General features: G+C 39.5%; 13 protein-coding genes. 10 read left to right on the forward strand and 3 right to left on the reverse strand.

Annotated elements, in window-relative coordinates:
* Positions 1 to 25: 25 nt before the first annotated feature.
* Positions 26 to 601, reverse strand: coding sequence for an FAD-dependent oxidoreductase (locus J2S11_RS13185; protein ID WP_307395265.1), 576 nt, complete (start codon positions 599 to 601; stop codon positions 26 to 28).
* 238 nt (positions 602 to 839) lie between these two features.
* Here J2S11_RS13185 and J2S11_RS13190 point away from each other — a divergent pair, with 238 nt between their 5' ends.
* The 6 genes from J2S11_RS13190 to refZ all read left to right on the forward strand — a co-directional run bounded on the left by J2S11_RS13190 (position 840) and on the right by refZ (position 5,859).
* Positions 840 to 2,219 carry an acyclic terpene utilization AtuA family protein gene (locus J2S11_RS13190; RefSeq protein ID WP_307395266.1) on the forward strand — a complete coding sequence of 460 codons (1,380 nt, stop codon included), beginning with the start codon at positions 840 to 842 and terminating at the stop codon, positions 2,217 to 2,219.
* Positions 2,212 to 2,571: an AtuA-related protein gene (locus J2S11_RS13195; RefSeq protein WP_307395268.1), complete on the forward strand. Its 360-nt coding sequence runs from the start codon at positions 2,212 to 2,214 to the stop codon at positions 2,569 to 2,571. Before J2S11_RS13190 ends, J2S11_RS13195 begins: the two co-directional genes overlap by 8 nt.
* A gap of 236 nt (positions 2,572 to 2,807) precedes the next feature.
* Entirely contained in the window at positions 2,808 to 3,557 is a 750-nt protein-coding gene (locus J2S11_RS13200) for a polysaccharide deacetylase family protein (protein WP_307395269.1), read from the forward strand.
* 131 nt (positions 3,558 to 3,688) lie between these two features.
* On the forward strand, positions 3,689 to 4,354 hold the full coding sequence (locus tag J2S11_RS13205) for a class I SAM-dependent DNA methyltransferase (RefSeq protein WP_307395270.1): 666 nt from the start codon (positions 3,689 to 3,691) through the stop codon (positions 4,352 to 4,354).
* Between the two features lie 334 nt (positions 4,355 to 4,688).
* Positions 4,689 to 5,093 carry a nitric oxide synthase oxygenase gene (locus J2S11_RS13210; protein ID WP_307395272.1) on the forward strand — a complete coding sequence of 135 codons (405 nt, stop codon included), beginning with the start codon at positions 4,689 to 4,691 and terminating at the stop codon, positions 5,091 to 5,093.
* Between the two features lie 148 nt (positions 5,094 to 5,241).
* Positions 5,242 to 5,859: a forespore capture DNA-binding protein RefZ gene (gene refZ, locus J2S11_RS13215; protein WP_307395274.1), complete on the forward strand. Its 618-nt coding sequence runs from the start codon at positions 5,242 to 5,244 to the stop codon at positions 5,857 to 5,859.
* Between the two features lie 51 nt (positions 5,860 to 5,910).
* Here the strand turns inward: refZ and hisJ are convergent, their stop codons facing one another.
* The gene (hisJ, locus tag J2S11_RS13220) at positions 5,911 to 6,729 is read right to left on the reverse strand and encodes a histidinol-phosphatase HisJ (RefSeq protein ID WP_307395275.1); all 819 of its coding nucleotides are present in this window, start codon (positions 6,727 to 6,729) and stop codon (positions 5,911 to 5,913) included.
* Between the two features lie 232 nt (positions 6,730 to 6,961).
* Between hisJ and J2S11_RS13225 the strand changes: the two genes are divergently transcribed.
* The 3 genes from J2S11_RS13225 (at position 6,962) to J2S11_RS13235 (ending at position 11,946) form a co-directional block, all read left to right on the forward strand.
* Positions 6,962 to 9,232, forward strand: coding sequence for a septation ring formation regulator EzrA (locus J2S11_RS13225; RefSeq protein WP_307395276.1), 2,271 nt, complete (start codon positions 6,962 to 6,964; stop codon positions 9,230 to 9,232).
* Between the two features lie 320 nt (positions 9,233 to 9,552).
* Complete coding sequence (locus J2S11_RS13230) at positions 9,553 to 11,139, forward strand: hypothetical protein (protein ID WP_307395278.1); 1,587 nt, start codon at positions 9,553 to 9,555, stop codon at positions 11,137 to 11,139.
* A gap of 111 nt (positions 11,140 to 11,250) precedes the next feature.
* Entirely contained in the window at positions 11,251 to 11,946 is a 696-nt protein-coding gene (locus J2S11_RS13235; RefSeq protein WP_307395280.1) for an OmpA/MotB family protein, read from the forward strand.
* A 120-nt stretch (positions 11,947 to 12,066) separates the two neighbouring features.
* On the opposite strand, the gene J2S11_RS13240 is transcribed toward J2S11_RS13235, so the two are convergent.
* A complete protein-coding gene (locus tag J2S11_RS13240) occupies positions 12,067 to 13,311 on the reverse strand; it encodes a LysM peptidoglycan-binding domain-containing protein (protein ID WP_307395282.1) in 1,245 nt (414 codons plus the stop codon).
* Between the two features lie 240 nt (positions 13,312 to 13,551).
* Here J2S11_RS13240 and J2S11_RS13245 point away from each other — a divergent pair.
* Positions 13,552 to 15,935: hypothetical protein (locus J2S11_RS13245; protein ID WP_307395284.1), on the forward strand; the 2,384-nt coding region annotated here is incomplete at its 3' end.

Here is a 15,935-nt window from a genome sequence, read left to right on the forward strand (position 1 = left end):
AAATGCTCTTACATTAATGTTTAGTTTAAGAGTTTGGCTGGTAAATGTCATGATCCACATAACGCTCACCATTCAACTCACTAATAACATTAATGGCTACCTTACCACCGTCACCGGCTGTAATGATCGCGTGAACACTAACACCAGCAGCTGTACCTGCTGCCCAGACCCCATCAATATTTGTTCTGCCTTGCTCATCAACCTGAAGAACTGTCTTAATACGTGGTTCTGTTCCAGGCTTAGTAATAACACCTAATTGCTCGGCTAATGCTAGAGCGACTCCTGTTGATAAAATAACATGCTTTGCATCAAACTGTTTATTTTCTGATGTTGTAATGGTAAACGTACCATCGCCATTTGTTTTAATCTCAGTAGCTTCTTCCTCAACTAAATCAGCACCAAGGCGTTGGAATTGTTTTATACCCGTTTCCACAAGCTCAGGTCCAGAAATTTCAGTAATACCGTAGTAGTTCTCAAACCAAGCTTTTTTGGTCATACCTTTATCATGGTCAACGACAAGTGTTTTTTTACCTGCTTTTGCTGTGAAAATGGCTGCGCTAGCACCTGCTGGTCCAGCTCCAATAATGGCTACGTCATACATGTGCAAATTCCTCCTTCATCATTGTTGAAGATCTTATCTTGTATTATTACCCATTTTCAATCCTTAATCAACATAAAAGTATAATAAGTATCTAGAATTTAGTTACTTATTTTAATGTAGAACTTAGAAGGGTATTGAAGCTTCTATGAAGAATTTGGTATACTTTCATTATGAATGAGCGTTCAGTCGAATGGTAGTCTAAATAAAAGAAAGCGTTTTCATTTTAAGGAGGAGAAGAATGAAAAAGGTTCGAATTGGAGCAGGGCAAGGATTTTATGGGGATACGATCTATGGAGCACTCAATGTAGCTAAATACGGGGATGTGCAGTATATTTGCTTTGATTGTTTAGCTGAACTGACAATGGCTATTTTACAAAAAGATAAGCAAAAAGACCCTTCAAAAGGGTACACGAAAGACATCACTGTAACAGCAAAAAATCTTCTTCCTTATGTAAAGGAAAAAGGAATCAAGCTGATTACTAATGCAGGTGGTATAAATCCAGAAGCTGCTCGTGAAGAGGTGTTAAGAATTGCTCGAGAAATGGGTATAGAGGACTTAAAGGTAGGGATTGCAACGGGAGATAACATTTATCCTTTATTAGAGAGCTTTAAGCAAAAAGGCATATCCTTAGCTGACTATGATACTGGCGAAGCCTTCAATAAACCAAATGATGAGATTCTATTTGCAAGTGCTTATTTAGGAGCTTGGCCCATTGTTGAATGTTTGCAGCAAGGTGCGGATATTGTGATTACTGGACGCACAACGGATACAGCTCAGTTCCTAGCCCCGTTAATCCATGAGCTAGGCTGGGGAGAAGAGCAGTGGGATTTACTGGCTCAAGGTATTCTTTTAGGACATCTAATGGAATGCTCTGGTCAAGCTACTGGAGGAAATTTTAGTGGTGACTGGTGGAATGTTCCTGAATTAGAGAAGGTGGGATATCCGGTTGCAGAAGTCTATGAAGATGGCATGGCGTATTTAACCAAGCCAGATCATACAGGGGGAAGAGTTTCTGTGGATACATTAAAGGAACAGTTTTTGTATGAGATCCACGATCCAAGTCATTACATCACTCCTGATGTTATCGCAGACTTTACAAATGTTCGATTTGAAGAAATAAAGGAGAATGTTGTTCAAATTAGCGGGGTGAAGGGAAAGCCTAAGCCGCCAACATTAAAAGCTATTATGGGCTATTCTAACGGATACATGGGTCAAGGAATGTTAGGTTATTCTTGGCCTGACGCATTGCAAAAGGCTCGAAAAGCAGATGAAATTGTAAGAAAGCAGATTGAGCTTTACGGTATAAAAGTAAATGACATTCATACCGAATTTGTGGGATACAACTCGATCCATGGGCCATTAGCTGAGCCGGTAGACGAAGAAAAGCTGAATGAAATCTATTTGCGGGTAGCGGTGCAAACAGATACGAAGGAGGAGGCTGCTCAGTTTGGTCGTCTATTTCCTCCATTAGCGTTAAACGGGCCACCTTTCGTTGGTGGACTAGCAAATCTATTTTCTGTCAGACAGCTGCTAGGTCTTTGGTCAGTTCTTATACCGCGTGAAGAAATTGAAGTAGGCGTGGTTACAAATGTGAAAGGGGTATCGACAAATGGCTGAGATTCAATTGCGCTATGTGGCTCAGGCACGTTCAGGAGATAAAGGGAATACATGCGACTTAGGATTGTTTGCAAAGACTGAGGAAATGTATAAAGTGTTCAAGGAGCAAGTGACGGTTCAGAGGGTTAAGGAGCACTTTAAAGGGATTGTAGAAGGAGATGTGTCTAGATATGAAGTAAAGTCCATTTATGGGCTAAAATTCGTACTTGAGCAAGCCCTAGGTGGGGGAGCGCCATCCTCATTACGTACAGACAATCTAGGAAAGTCCTTCGGTTCAAATTTATTACGAATGAGAATAGAGGTTCCAGATGAATTGTTAAATGAGCAACATTGTATAAAGCTACCACAGTGACTTCTACCTGAAGAAAAGAAGCTTAAACTAGATGGAATATTGGGTAGTTTTATAGTCAGTATTAAGAATGTATAGTCAAAATAATAAAACGAATATGGGGCTCCACTTGGGGGTCCCACTTTTTTTACCTATCAAAATGAGCAACTTACTCAGTAAAGAAGTGGAGTTTATTGTATGCAAAATGGAAAGTAGTAGATACTAAAAGCAGAAGAAACGTTTAACAGAGGAGAAGGTTTATGGAAAAATATCGAATTCTTCTATGCGTGGTTCTTTTGCTATTCAGCTGTTTTTCAGGTACTTATCAAAATCAAGTATTTGCTAAAACGAAACAAGAGTATGTAGAGCAAGGAGAAGTTATATGGGAGCTTCCTACAAAAGAAAAGCTAATCGCACTAACCTTTGATGATGGACCGCATGCCGTATATACACCTCAAATATTAGATTTGTTATTAGAATATGATGCCAAAGCAACTTTTTTTATTATTGGCTCTAGAATGAATCAGCACCAGGACATTGTTAGAAGACAGTTGGCTGAAGGCCATGAGCATGGCAATCATACATTTAATCATGAAAGGTTCTCTAGATTGTCTAAGGAGCAAATATGGCAGGAGCTTAAGCTTACAGAGCAGGAATATCATAATTTGACTGGGCACCATCTTAACCCATATTTCAGACCACCCGGTGGACGATACAATGAAAGAATCGTTGAAGCGGTAGTAGAGCGAGGCTATCAGGTAGTAATGTGGTCCTGGCATCAGGATTCAAGAGATTGGAGTAAGCCTGGCGTACAAAAAATTATTGATAATGTTTTAGGTGGTACGAGACCTGGAGATATTGTTTTATTCCACGATTCAGGAGGAAATCGTAAGCAGACTGTAGAAGCACTTAAGACTATCCTTCCTGCTTTAGTTCAGTCGGGATATCGGATGGTGACATTATCAGAGCTTATGCTTGTTAACCAATTAGGGACATCAGATTTAAAGTAAGGGACACATTTGTGGAAGTGCGTAACTGAAGATGGTAGTATTTTTAAAAAGGTAATAAAGTAACATCAAGAATATACGTTGGGCATCAGGACACTATCACAATAGTTTGTACGTATAAAGGGGAAATTGTGATGAATGAGAAGGAAAAGGATTTTAATCCGCTTTTCAATGAGTGGGCTTCCTCCTACGATCAAACGGTAGAGGATAAGGACGGGGAATACAATGAAGTATTTGAAAACTATGCAGACATTTTAGCCCAAATCGTTGGCCATCTCCCACAGCAGGCAGGTCGAGTTCTAGAATTTGGTGTAGGAACCGGAAATCTTACTCAGCAGCTAGTACACAAGGGCCACACTGTTATTGGAGTAGAGCCATCGGTAGAAATGCGTAAAGTTGTACAGCAAAAAGGTATCGAAGTAGATCTGCGCGAGGGACATTTTTTGGATATCCCTATGCAAGAGGAGGAAAAGGTAGATGCTATTGTAAGCTCCTACGCTTTTCATCATCTAACCTTAAGGGAAAAACAAAGGGCTCTAGAAAGTTTGAAAAAATATATGCAGGCCCACACTCTCATTATTTTTGCTGATACTTCATTTGAGGATGAAGGTAAAAAGCTAGAGATTATGGAGAGAGCGGAGCGGCAAGGGAAACCTAATCTGCTGGAAGATCTTAAAACAGAGTTTTATGAAACGATTGAGGATTTGGAAGAAATATATAAGGCTTCAGGCTTTGACGTGGACTTTGAACAAAAAAACCGGTACGTTTGGATTAGTGTGGCGAAATTATCTGAGAAGTAAAGGAAGAATGGTTTCTTGCAAGCAGTAGCTTTAACTCTGCTTGCTTTTTTGTGTTTCTAGTTTGTATATTGAAATGAAGATTTATCTTATTAGTTAAAAGGTAGCCGTAATGATTGAAAAAGCTTAATATAAAACTGTCAACTTAGAGAAGCGATTAGTTAAAGAAAAAAGGAAAGTGAAAAAGAACAGGGAAACATAAATGAAGGAAGAGAGAAAGAAACAGTGAAAGAGAGAAAAAGATAAAGAAAGAGAAAAAGTAAGAAATAAGGAAAGAGAAATAGTAAGAAATAAGGAAAGAGAAGCCAAGGAGTGAGATTTTTTAGAGAAGCTAGACATGGAAATCTATCAACAAGCGAAAGAATTTATTACTAAATGCTACACAGAAATAAAACAAGTAGAGAAAATAGAGAGCAGGCTCATAGAAATAGAGAATGAGCTCAAGGAAAGTGGTCATTATGAGCATACAGCCATAGAGCTTGAGCACGGAGCAAAGATGGCTTGGAGAAATAGTAATAAGTGTATCGGAAGATTGTTCTGGTCCTCCCTAAGGGTGATTGATGCTAGAGAAAAAACGTCTGAGGAAGAGGTTTATCAGGCGATAAAGGAGCATATTAAGTTCGCTACAAACGATGGGAGGATCATTCCTACCATTACCATTTTTGCTCCAAAGGTACAGGGCAATCAGCAGTTCCGTCTATGGAACCATCAGTTAATCCGTTACGCAGGTTATGAGCAATGAATTAAAGAAGCCTAATTACTTTTATCAAGAACAACCGTATTAGATAATAAAGGAAAAACAACAAAGCTAAGCGAATCCTATATTAATAGCAAAGGATTGAATAGAAAAAAATAGATTACTGCAGTACAGGATACAAGGAGGATCACCAATGAGCACTGCCATGGAGGGACAAGCAAAGGAGAAAATCATTGCTGCCGCCTTAGAGCACTTTTATTATACGGGATTTAGTGGAACAACCATCCGTCAAATTGCGACGAAAGCCGGAGTCAATCAGGCGTTAATTTCCTATTACTTCGGAGGAAAAAAAGGTTTGCTTGAAGCATTAATGGTTCAATTTTATGAGGATTTTTTTAAGGCCATTGATGGTGCTTCGGAGAAGAATGAGTTACTTACACCTATGGATAAGCTAATTCAAATAATGCAGACAGCCTTTGACTATTTATTTGAACAGTATAAAATGACAAGGTTTATTTACCGTGAGCTAACATTGGATTCTACATTAATTAGAGAAGTAATGACCATTTACCTCAACAAAGAAAAATATTACTACGCCAATATATTAGAAGAGATTCAAGAAATAGAAGAAGGACCAGCATTTGATGTTGAAATGATGGTCCTCCAGTTAACGAACGCTTTATATATGCCTTTCTTACAGCCACAAGCAATTAGAGAGGTATACCATATTGAGCCGACAGGAGAAGAGTTTAAGAAACGATACTTCTTACAGCTTAAGCTGTACATCCAGACCCTTTTTAGCCTTCGCTAGTGCACAGCTGAAGTTTGGATTTCTATTCATGTATGTCACGTCTCTTATTTGTTATTTCCTTTTTTCACATACCTCTTCAAAATCTGTATATCGATAGCCAACCTCCTGTGGTCGATGTGCATCTGAACCAAATACAAAAGGAATTCGCAAAGAAAGGGCATAATGCAAAAGCTGATCTGAAGGATAACGCTCTAAGCAGTCCTCCTTACGATAACCAGCCGTATTAAAATCTAATGAGTACCCCCGCTCTTTTATATCCTGTAGGGTAATTAGGGCCTGCTCCCACCAAACCTCTTTTTGAGTAGAAGGGAACTTTCTTTTAAACTTTTCAATAAGTGAAAAATGCCCAATACGCTTTGGTTTATGTGGTCCTAAATCTGCTTTAACTGCTTGCTGTAGAATTTGATAGTAATGTAGATAGACTAAATCAACCGTTGAAAAATGCTGGATAAGCTCCTGCTCAAAAAAATCTGCTGTAAAGTCTAAAATCTTCCACTCAGTACCTATGGGCAAGAAATGCAAGGAAAGAATAGAGTCCTGAAGTCTAGGTCCATATTTATTTAGAAATGCTTTTGTTTCATGCTCTAGTCCATGGATATAATCCACTTCAAGCCCGATTCTTACTTCAATTTTGTCTTTATATTTTTCTTTTACCCTTTCTGCTTCAGCTAAATATTGCTCTAGAACGTTGTAAGCCATCGCGCTGTCCTGATCAGGAACAGGGTCGGCAAAGCTTGGAGGTAAAGGTGCGTGTTCTGTCACACTATAGATATCGAAACCTAACTGAATGGCTTGTTCTACATAATCCTCTAAAGGATAGCTGCTTCCATGCGGACAAAAAGGCGTATGAGTATGTCCATCCCATTTCATAGATGTCCCCTCTTTCGGATAAAATTCTACTTTTATGACGAAGAAAAATCGATTAATGCTGTCAAAAACCGTTTCATGTTTTATAATAGCTATAATGAACGTTATTTGTATAGTTTTTTATCTTTTTACTGTCGAGAGAAGGGTTTTCCTGTCAGTAGGCAGAATGTATATAATACTCGAAGATCGTCTTAGCCATAATCATCGTCTAAAAGCAGAAAGGAAAGCTAATGATATGACCTTATATAGAAAGAAGATCGGGATACATATTCTAATCGTGCTTATTCTATTTATTTTGCCAGCACAAATGGCTTACGCTCAATTTCCAGATAGAGAGCATACACATTTAGTAGATCCACAGGAGTATCTTAGCTCTCCAGAGCGCGTATCGTTAAACGGTGAGCTTTCTCAATTTGAGCATGATTATGTAGTCGTGCTAATAGATGAGCTTGAAGAACCGCAGCGCTTTACGAATGATTTATTTGTTCATTATAGCCTTACTGACACTTCCGTATTGTTTGTTATCGCCGTGGAAGAAGGAAATAAGCTGTACTATGCGTACGGAGAACAGCTTGACCAATTAGGCTTAACGGATGAGAGAATCGAGTCAAGAGTTTCTACGATCTATCAAAGCTATGCAGATCAGCAGAATTATGCGACAGCTATGAAGTCACTTATACAAGGCATCGAAACAGATCTTGTTCAGTTGGCTGAACAAAGATCTCGTGAAGCAGAGCTTACAGTAGGGGGCCAACAGAATGAACAGTTAACAGAGGAAGCTAGTGATGCAGATTCCTCCATGCCGTGGTGGGTAATTCTGCTCATCGTTTTATTTATTGGCTTAATTGTGTTTATTGTATTCAGTATCTTATATCGCCGTAAGGTTATGCGCTCAGTGGATGAATTAGAAGCAGAGAAAATCAAATTAGAGAATCGTCCTTTCTCAGCACAGCTTTCTCGTGTCAAAGGCTTAAAGATGGCCGGGGAAACAGAGGAAAGCTTTGAGAAGTGGAGAGCCAAATGGGAGGAAATTCTAACTGTTTCTTTACCAGAAATTGAAGAGGTTTTAATTGATATTGAGGATTATGCTGATCACTATCGATTTATTAGAGCGGCACAGCTCCTCCGAGAAACGAAAGCTACATTGAATCAAATTGAGTCGGAGTTAGATCAAATTGTACAGGAAATCGATGAATTAACATCAAGTGAGAAGCAAAGTAGAGAAAAGATCTCTTATTTGCATGAACAGTATCAGGAGGTTAAGTCAGCTCTGCAAAAGGAATCCTTAGCTCTAGGTATTTCTTATCCAGTGTGGCATGAGAAGTTCAAGAAAACAGGGACTTGGTTTGAAAGCTTTGAGGCCGCTCAACAGAACGGTGATTATTTAAGCGCTCAGGATTATGTTCAAGCGATTGAAGATGTGTTCACACAAATTAGAGAAGCTCTGGAGGAAATCCCAGCTTGCCTTACATTAATAGAAAATGAAATTCCGGGTCAATTGAATGAGCTACTCCAGGCCATTGATGAGATGAAGGAAAAAGGATATGTCTTAGAGCATACTGGTGTACAGGAGCGTTACGAAGAGCTCAAGAAAAAACAATTAACCGTTGTTCAGTACATGCAAGATGGTCAAATTAAAGAAATGAAGGAATGGATTGGACAAGTTCAAGGTGAAATTGAGGAGCTTTTCTTATTACTGGAGGAAGAGGTTACATCAAAGGCGTTTGTTTTAGATAAGCTAGAGATTATTCCTTCTCTGCTTGAAGAGATGAATGAAACGTCCACGAAGCTCGGTGAAAACGTGCAGATTACAAAAGCGTCGTACTCGTGGGAAAACGAGTGGGAAGAAGAATTTAAAGCCTTGTCAGATAGACTTATTCAGCTTACTGAAAAAGGTGGTCAAATTAAGCAGCTTCAGGAGGAAGTTGAAGAAAAATATCCTGAGCTGAGAACACAAATTATGCACTTTATTGAGGAATATGATCAGTATAAGATGAAGGTGCAAGCTTTTGAGGAAACGATCAACAAGCTTCGTGAGGAAGAGTTAAAGGCAAGAGAGACGGCTGTTCAGCTTAAGCAGACGTTGGTTAAGCTAAGATTAAAGCTTAGAAAAAGTAATCTGCCAGGTGTTCCTGAGCATATCAGCATTGGCTTAGGTATGGCAGAGGAAGCTGTAGATGAGCTACAGGTCATTTTGCAGCAACAACAAATTGAGCTACCGAGAGTTTTACACGTGCTCAAGGATGCTAAAACAGAGGTTGAGTCTGTATCACAGGCTACGAAATCGGTGATTACACAGGCACATAAAGCAGAGCAATATATTCAGTACGGGAACCGATTTAGACGCTACGATACGCATGTTGATGAGCTTTTACAGGAAGCTGAAGCAGCGTTCCGTCGTTGCCAATATCGTGAAGCATTAGATTATGCTGAAGCATCATTGGATAAAGCTGATCGTCAATGGAGGGATGTTTTTGACGTAGAGGAGGAGCAGACGGGCTCGTAGGGTATGATTAGAATGATTAATTAAAGTACGTATACAACAATTTAACAGGTATATGCCAAGAAGTGGCATATACCTGTTTTTTAGTTAAATCTATTTAGAGCTAGTTGCCATACAGTTCGATAACAGATTGCTTTAGTGTCTTGTAACGGTAGCAAAGTTCTTTTATTCATGTGATACCTTCTTCCGACAAATTCTTATGACCAATATATCACTATGATTGGAAAAATCAAACAGCTTAATTTTGTACATGTTTAGGCTTGCCAAGCATATATTTTACTATCAGAAGGCTATAGAGCTTGGACAGGAAGGAGTGTGGCGGCATGGATCTAGGAAATAGCTTTTATATGCTAGTGGGAGGCATTGTTCTGCTGGGGGGAATTGCTTTAGTTGGCAATTTGCAGCTAGCCTCTTTTTTTCGACATTGGCTTGAGCAGCTCAAACAATATGAGCACAGAGCAGAGCTACTCGCTCAAGCTAGGCCGAATCATCTTTTAGAAGAAATGATAGAGGAATATTCACAGTATAGAAAGGATGGGCTTGAGTGGATTAATACTCAGGCGTTGATTGAACAAAGGGTTTACAAAGAGCAGCTTAATCTGTTTGGCTTGTTTCGCCTTCCTATTTCAGTTATTGAACGAGTTATTCTTCAAATTCCTTCGTGGGTAATTATTTTAGGGTTATTAGGAACATTTGCTGGCTTAACAATGGCTCTTTTTGCCATGCAGGGGGCGTTAGTGCAATTTGGAACGGATGCTGGAGATGAAATGCTTTCTGTGTCCTCAATTGTAGCGGCCATTGCTGAACCGTTTCAAGGGATGAGCTTTGCTTTTCTAACAAGTATTGCTGGAATAGGGATGTCCTTTATTCTTACTTTCCTTCAATCAGGTTTTCTATCTAAGCTTGGTATTGGACCAAATGCAGCTCAGCTTAAACAACTGTTTTTAACACGCTGTGAGGGTTTTTTAGATCATCAGGTACAGAAGGCTGTCCAGCAGCAGAAGCCAACAGACTCCTTGGAGCGTGTACTGGATCGGTTAGTAGATAAGGTAAAGGAAAGCTTTGATCAAAGTGTGGCCGCATTCGGTGGTGAAATCATTCAAATGACTAAGCGGATGGAAGGAAGTATTGAGGGCTTGAGTCAGGTAGTTACTCAATCGCAGGAATTCACTAGTCGATTCTACGAGGGGACATCACAGCTCACAGATTTTGGCGCTATCCTGCAAGCAACAATTACACAGTTCCAAAAGCATGAGGATCAAGTTGCTGGACGATTGGAGCAGTTGAACAAGCAAATCACTTTACTCCAGCAGGAGCTAAAGCAGCTTACACAACGTACGATAGACAGCAATCAAGGCTTGCAAAAAATGATGGAACGCTCTGATCAGATCGTGCAGCAATCTGTACGTAGAAATGAAGAAATGAATCAATTATATAGGCAGCAGGGTGAAGAAAATCAAAGGAAATTTTATGAGATATGGGAGGAGCAAAAGAGGAATGAACAACAGCGTCAGGATCAGTGGCATTATCGTTACCAAGAGAAAAATGACCAGTTCTCAAGAGCCGCTGAATCCTTCGGGCAGGCTGTCCAGCATTTAGAAAGACAATGGGAGGAAGGAACCGAGCGCTTTAAAAGAGATATGCTCAATCAGATGGGACAGATTATAGAGAAAACGGCAAGTCGTCAGCAGAACAGTCAGACGTCTGAAAGAGAATTAAGGGATATGATCCGTGGCCTTGAGTCGATTCATCATTTGCTAGAAAGAGAATTTCAGAATATCTATCGCTTCTCTCAGGATGCGAATCAAATTTTATACACGATCTATGAATGGGGAAGAAGTCAGATGAGTCAAAAGAGATATGAGAATGATGAGTCTGCAAGACCTGTTGTTCGAGAGAGAAGATATTAAATAGAGTAGGGACATTAGGGATATTCCATTTTATAGGGAAAAGAAGTTATTTGGAACAAAGTTGAATGACCAGCTTCAAAAGAGAAACTTGCTATGAAGGAGGAGCTAATAGTGAAGGGAAGAAAGAGTTACTTTGAAAGTGAAAATGAGCAGACATCCTTCTGGCCTTCCTTTACGGATATGATGAGCACCATCGTTCTAGTTATGTTATTTGTAGCGTTAATTGCGTTTGTCCAAAGCATCTTTGACGCGTATGAGCAGAGAGAAATTAAGCGTGAAATGGCTAAAGTAGCTTCAGTTAAACAGCATATTTCTGATTTAATTCAACAAGAACTGGAGGATAAGCTAGGGAAAGACCAAGTAGTACGGGGACCAAATAATACAATTGCCATAGAGGGAGATATTTTATTTGACACGGGTCAGGCTGAGATTAGTGAGCGTGGGAGAGAGGTGCTTAGCTCCTTAGCGTATGCCTTTGAGGATATTTTACAGCAGGACGATATTAGTGAGTATCTATATATTATACTGGTTGAAGGGCATACAGATCGAGTCCCCTATGATAACTGGACATTATCTACTCAACGTGCGGTGGCCGTTGTAAAGTATATTCTAGATGTAAACCCTGTTTTGGGGCAGGAGGACTTTGCCAAGTATTTTGCTGCTACCGGTTATTCTGAATTTAAGCCAATAGTTGAGGGAAATGATGCTGCATCATTAAGGCAAAACAGAAGAATTTCCTTTCAAATTATCTTAGATGATGAGAAATGGAAAAATAACCTATATCAGCTAATGAGCATAGAGGATTAAATGTTAAGTTACCTCTCCTTTTTGATAAGAGGAGAGGCAGCCTGCTATTTTACAAAAAAATATTATCTACTTGTCTAACTTCATAACGATACGGATTCTCTAAAATTTATTTGCATTAACTTAATGAGCAAACTTATGTTGACCGATTTCAGTCACAACTGTCCGAGTGCGAATCCATTTATCTGAGCTAATTTTAGCGTTATAGAAGTAGAGTGATCCATCCGTAGGGTCTTCTCCTGATAGAGCCTCCTTAGCTGCATCAAAGGATTCCTCAGATGGAGTAACTCGATTTATTCTCCCATTTCCAACAGGTGAAAATTGATAGACTTTATTTACTCTTTGATAGATCACCTCTTCGATTGAATCAGGGAACCAATCATCTTCAACACGATTAAGTACCACACTTCCAACGGCCACCTTACCTAGATAAGGCTCTCCCTCAGCTTCAGCTTCAATAATTCTTGCTAGAAGTTCAATGTCTTCCTCTGATGCCTGTAAAACCTGTTGAGTTGCTTCATTTTCACTTTCAGAACCGGAGTACTGGTCAATAGATTGATCCGATGCTCCTATATCTTCTACTAGTGGTGTCATGCTAGAAACAGTTATAGTAGATTTTTTGTCGTGGTCGTGTTTAGATATCGCCTGCTCGTCAAGCTCAGACTTGTACCATGGATAAGTAGCACCCATATAGCCTAACCCTCTTGTAAAGACAGAATCTTGACTTAAACGATTCTCTTCAAATGAACGCGATTCTGTGCTTTGTGACTGCAGTCGATTTTGTTGTAGCCAATGATAGCTAGTATACGAGAAAGTAGGGTTGTAACTGAGATTGCCAAGTCTTTCTCTTAAACCTCTCAGAAACGCTGTTGAATTTAGAGTTGTAGAAGTATCTTTGTCTTCCTGATCCTCCTTTGGATCAGGTAACTTTTCCTCTTCTAACCTGTTATTCTCATTTGGCAGAAGTAATACCTGACCAATTTGTAGCACTGATGAATCTAGCTTATTAAGCTCCTGTAAATCTTGAATATCTAGATGAAAGCGATCGGCAATTTTCCATAGACTATCTCCTTCTTGCACGATATAACTCTCAGAATCTGTTAAAGTGGTTGGGATAAGTAGATTCTGTCCAACGTAAATGATATCTGTTGTTAATTGATTCATTTGTTTGAGTTCATTTACATCAACTTTATAAAATTGGGCAATTCCCCAAAGTGTATCCCCATTTTCAACTTCATGTATATGATCGTTCATTTCTGCTTGAATTGGTTGTACGAAAGAAAAGCTTAGTAGATAGATAAAACCAAGCGTACAGAAAAGTTGAAACAACGATCGTTTGCTTTTTAATAGATAAAAAAACTTACTCATTTGTTTCTTCCTCCTATTTACGTCATTTATAGTAAACTTTGTTCACTACATGTCTACTAATCTATCCACATTTACAAGTTTTATACATTTTGGTGAATGCCTTGTGCGCTTACCCAATTTATATAGACACGTAACCATTAAGAAAAAGGCTGAATATGTTACACAGACGGGAAGAGACTACAAGTATTTAATGGGTGAGGATAACAGGTAATTGAAGAAATACAGAGGAAGGGGATACTTATGGTAGAACGGAATAAAAGGTTGATGAAACGGAAGAAAAGATCACGTGTTGGTAGAAGCAGTTTAGATTATGGATTCACATGGGATGTGGATAATCACTTTGAAGTGGTTCAGGAAAGTCATTTAACAGCCGATGATAAGAGTCAAAACGAAGCGATTACTGCAGCAGGCACTACAAGTCTCCAAGCTGTACCTCCTATAAAGAAACAAGACAGCCTTACTAACCTAGAAAACATGGGCAAACAAAGTGTAGAACAGAAAAGCTTAGCTTCGTTGACTGAAAGAATAGCTGAGCAGAACGTATCCATGATTTACAGTTCTGATTTAATAGACGGTGCAGTGACAAATGATAAGCTGTCTACTAATGCTGTAGATACATCAAAAATTAAAAAAGGGAGCATTACCTCCGAATTAATAAAAGATTATGCGGTTGATCATTCAAAGCTAGCCAACCATAGTGTCATTACTTCAAAAATTTCACCAGAAGCGATTGTTGAGGAGCATATCGCTGACTTTTCAATTTCTGCAAAAAAGCTACAAAATCATAGTATCTCAGCAGAAAAAATAAAAAATCAATCCATTACCTCTGAAAAATTAGCAGATAAGATTATTGATCCCATGAAAATTGCCGATGGAGCTATACGAGGTAGACATCTTCAGGAACAAGCTATTGCATCTGAGCATATTCAGGAACAATCGATTACATCAGATAAAATTAAAAATGGAACAATTCAAACGAATGATTTAGAGAATCACAGTATTATCTCCTCTAAAATAGCGAATGACGCCGTTACTTCTCAAAAATTAGCGAAGCAGTCCGTCCAATCTATTCATATAGAACATAAAGCAATTCAGGACCATCATATTGATACTTTTGCTATTCAATCCCAGCATCTAGCTGAGCATATCATTACAACACCTAAGCTCGCTTCTAAATCTATTTCAACGGATAAGCTAATGGATCACAGTGTAAGCTCAGAAAAGCTTAGCCCTTTAGCTGTCCATACAGATCATATTAAAAACGCAGCGATAATAGCAGATAAATTAGCTCCCCAATCTATCACCTCAGACAAATTAGGACCTTCTTCCGTAACCACTCAAAGCTTGATTAATGAAAGTGTAACAAGTGAAAAAATTACGGACTCTGCTATTCTTGAAAATCATCTAGCACAGGGAGCAGTCACATCCTCGAGCATCGCTGATGGGGCGATACAAAGCAAGCATTTGTCTAAGGAAGCCATTCATACAGATCATATTCAAAAGCAATCGATTTCTAGTGATAAACTAGAGCCTTCAGCCATTCGGGAAGAGCACATTTCGGCGGGTTCAATTACTCGTGATAAGTTAAGCTTACAGCTCATCGATACAAATTATTTAGCGGAACAAAGCGTCACAAATGGTAAGCTAAAAAACGAAAGTGTGACATCCAATAAAATAGCAGTTGAAGCCATTCGTAGTGAGCATATAACCCCTGAGGCGATCTCCTCAGAGAAAATAGGCTATCATGCGATTGAAACTAGGCATGTTTCTCATCAGACTATAACGGCAAATCATCTTTCAGATGAATGTATTACGAGTGATAAGCTTACTTTAGGAGCGGTCAAAGGAGAACATCTAGCCGATGATTCGATAACTACAGAAAAGCTAGCTGACTCTAGTGTGTCACAACAAAAAATAGCTTCAAACGCGATTAGTACACAGCATCTCATGAATCAAAGTGTGACGGCAGATAAAATAGCCCCTCAATCCGTTCAAATCCATCATTTAGCACAGCAAATGATTACGTCAGATAAAATAGGGGATTATTCTATTCAAGCGCAGCATTTAAACCGCCATACGATTACTACGAATCACTTAACTGACGGTGTTGTGACTAGTCAAAAGCTAGCTACCAATTCAGTAGCTGAGGAGCATATTGTTGATTTAACAGTGACCGAACAAAAGTTAAAAGATCTATCAGTGACTGAACAGAAGCTGGCTGACCAATCAGTGACTGAACAGAAGCTTGGCAACCTAGCAGTGACCGAGCAGAAGCTGGTTGATCAATCGGTGACCGAGCAGAAGCTAGCTGATCAATCGGTGACCGAGCACAAGCTGGCAGACCAAGCAGTGACCGAGCAGAAGCTTGGCAATCAAGCAGTGACCGAGCAGAAGCTGGCAGACCAAGCAGTGATCGAACAGAAGCTGGCAGATCAATCGGTGACCGAGCAGAAGCTGGTTGATCAATCGGTGACCGAGCAGAAGCTAGCAAACCAATCGGTGACCGAACAGAAGCTAGCTGATCAATCGGTGACCGAGCAGAAGCTGGCAGACCAAGCAGTGATCGAACAGAAGCTGGCAGATCAATCGGTGACCGAGCAGAAGCTGGTTGATCAATCGGTGAC

The organism is Bacillus horti (genome assembly GCF_030813115.1).
In the GTDB taxonomy this organism is placed as follows: Bacteria; Bacillota; Bacilli; order Caldalkalibacillales; family JCM-10596; genus Bacillus_CH; species Bacillus_CH horti.

Coding starts and splice junctions, on each gene's coding strand:
- J2S11_RS13185 (WP_307395265.1), bottom strand. CDS start 601: ATGTATGACGTAGCCATTATTGGAGCTGGACCAGCAGGTGCTAGCGCA.
- J2S11_RS13200 (WP_307395269.1), top strand. CDS start 2,808: ATGGAAAAATATCGAATTCTTCTATGCGTGGTTCTTTTGCTATTCAGC.
- hisJ (WP_307395275.1), bottom strand. CDS start 6,729: ATGAAATGGGATGGACATACTCATACGCCTTTTTGTCCGCATGGAAGC.
- J2S11_RS13195 (WP_307395268.1), top strand. CDS start 2,212: ATGGCTGAGATTCAATTGCGCTATGTGGCTCAGGCACGTTCAGGAGAT.
- J2S11_RS13205 (WP_307395270.1), top strand. CDS start 3,689: ATGAATGAGAAGGAAAAGGATTTTAATCCGCTTTTCAATGAGTGGGCT.
- J2S11_RS13210 (WP_307395272.1), top strand. CDS start 4,689: ATGGAAATCTATCAACAAGCGAAAGAATTTATTACTAAATGCTACACA.
- J2S11_RS13225 (WP_307395276.1), top strand. CDS start 6,962: ATGACCTTATATAGAAAGAAGATCGGGATACATATTCTAATCGTGCTT.
- J2S11_RS13190 (WP_307395266.1), top strand. CDS start 840: ATGAAAAAGGTTCGAATTGGAGCAGGGCAAGGATTTTATGGGGATACG.
- J2S11_RS13230 (WP_307395278.1), top strand. CDS start 9,553: ATGGATCTAGGAAATAGCTTTTATATGCTAGTGGGAGGCATTGTTCTG.
- refZ (WP_307395274.1), top strand. CDS start 5,242: ATGAGCACTGCCATGGAGGGACAAGCAAAGGAGAAAATCATTGCTGCC.
- J2S11_RS13240 (WP_307395282.1), bottom strand. CDS start 13,311: ATGAGTAAGTTTTTTTATCTATTAAAAAGCAAACGATCGTTGTTTCAA.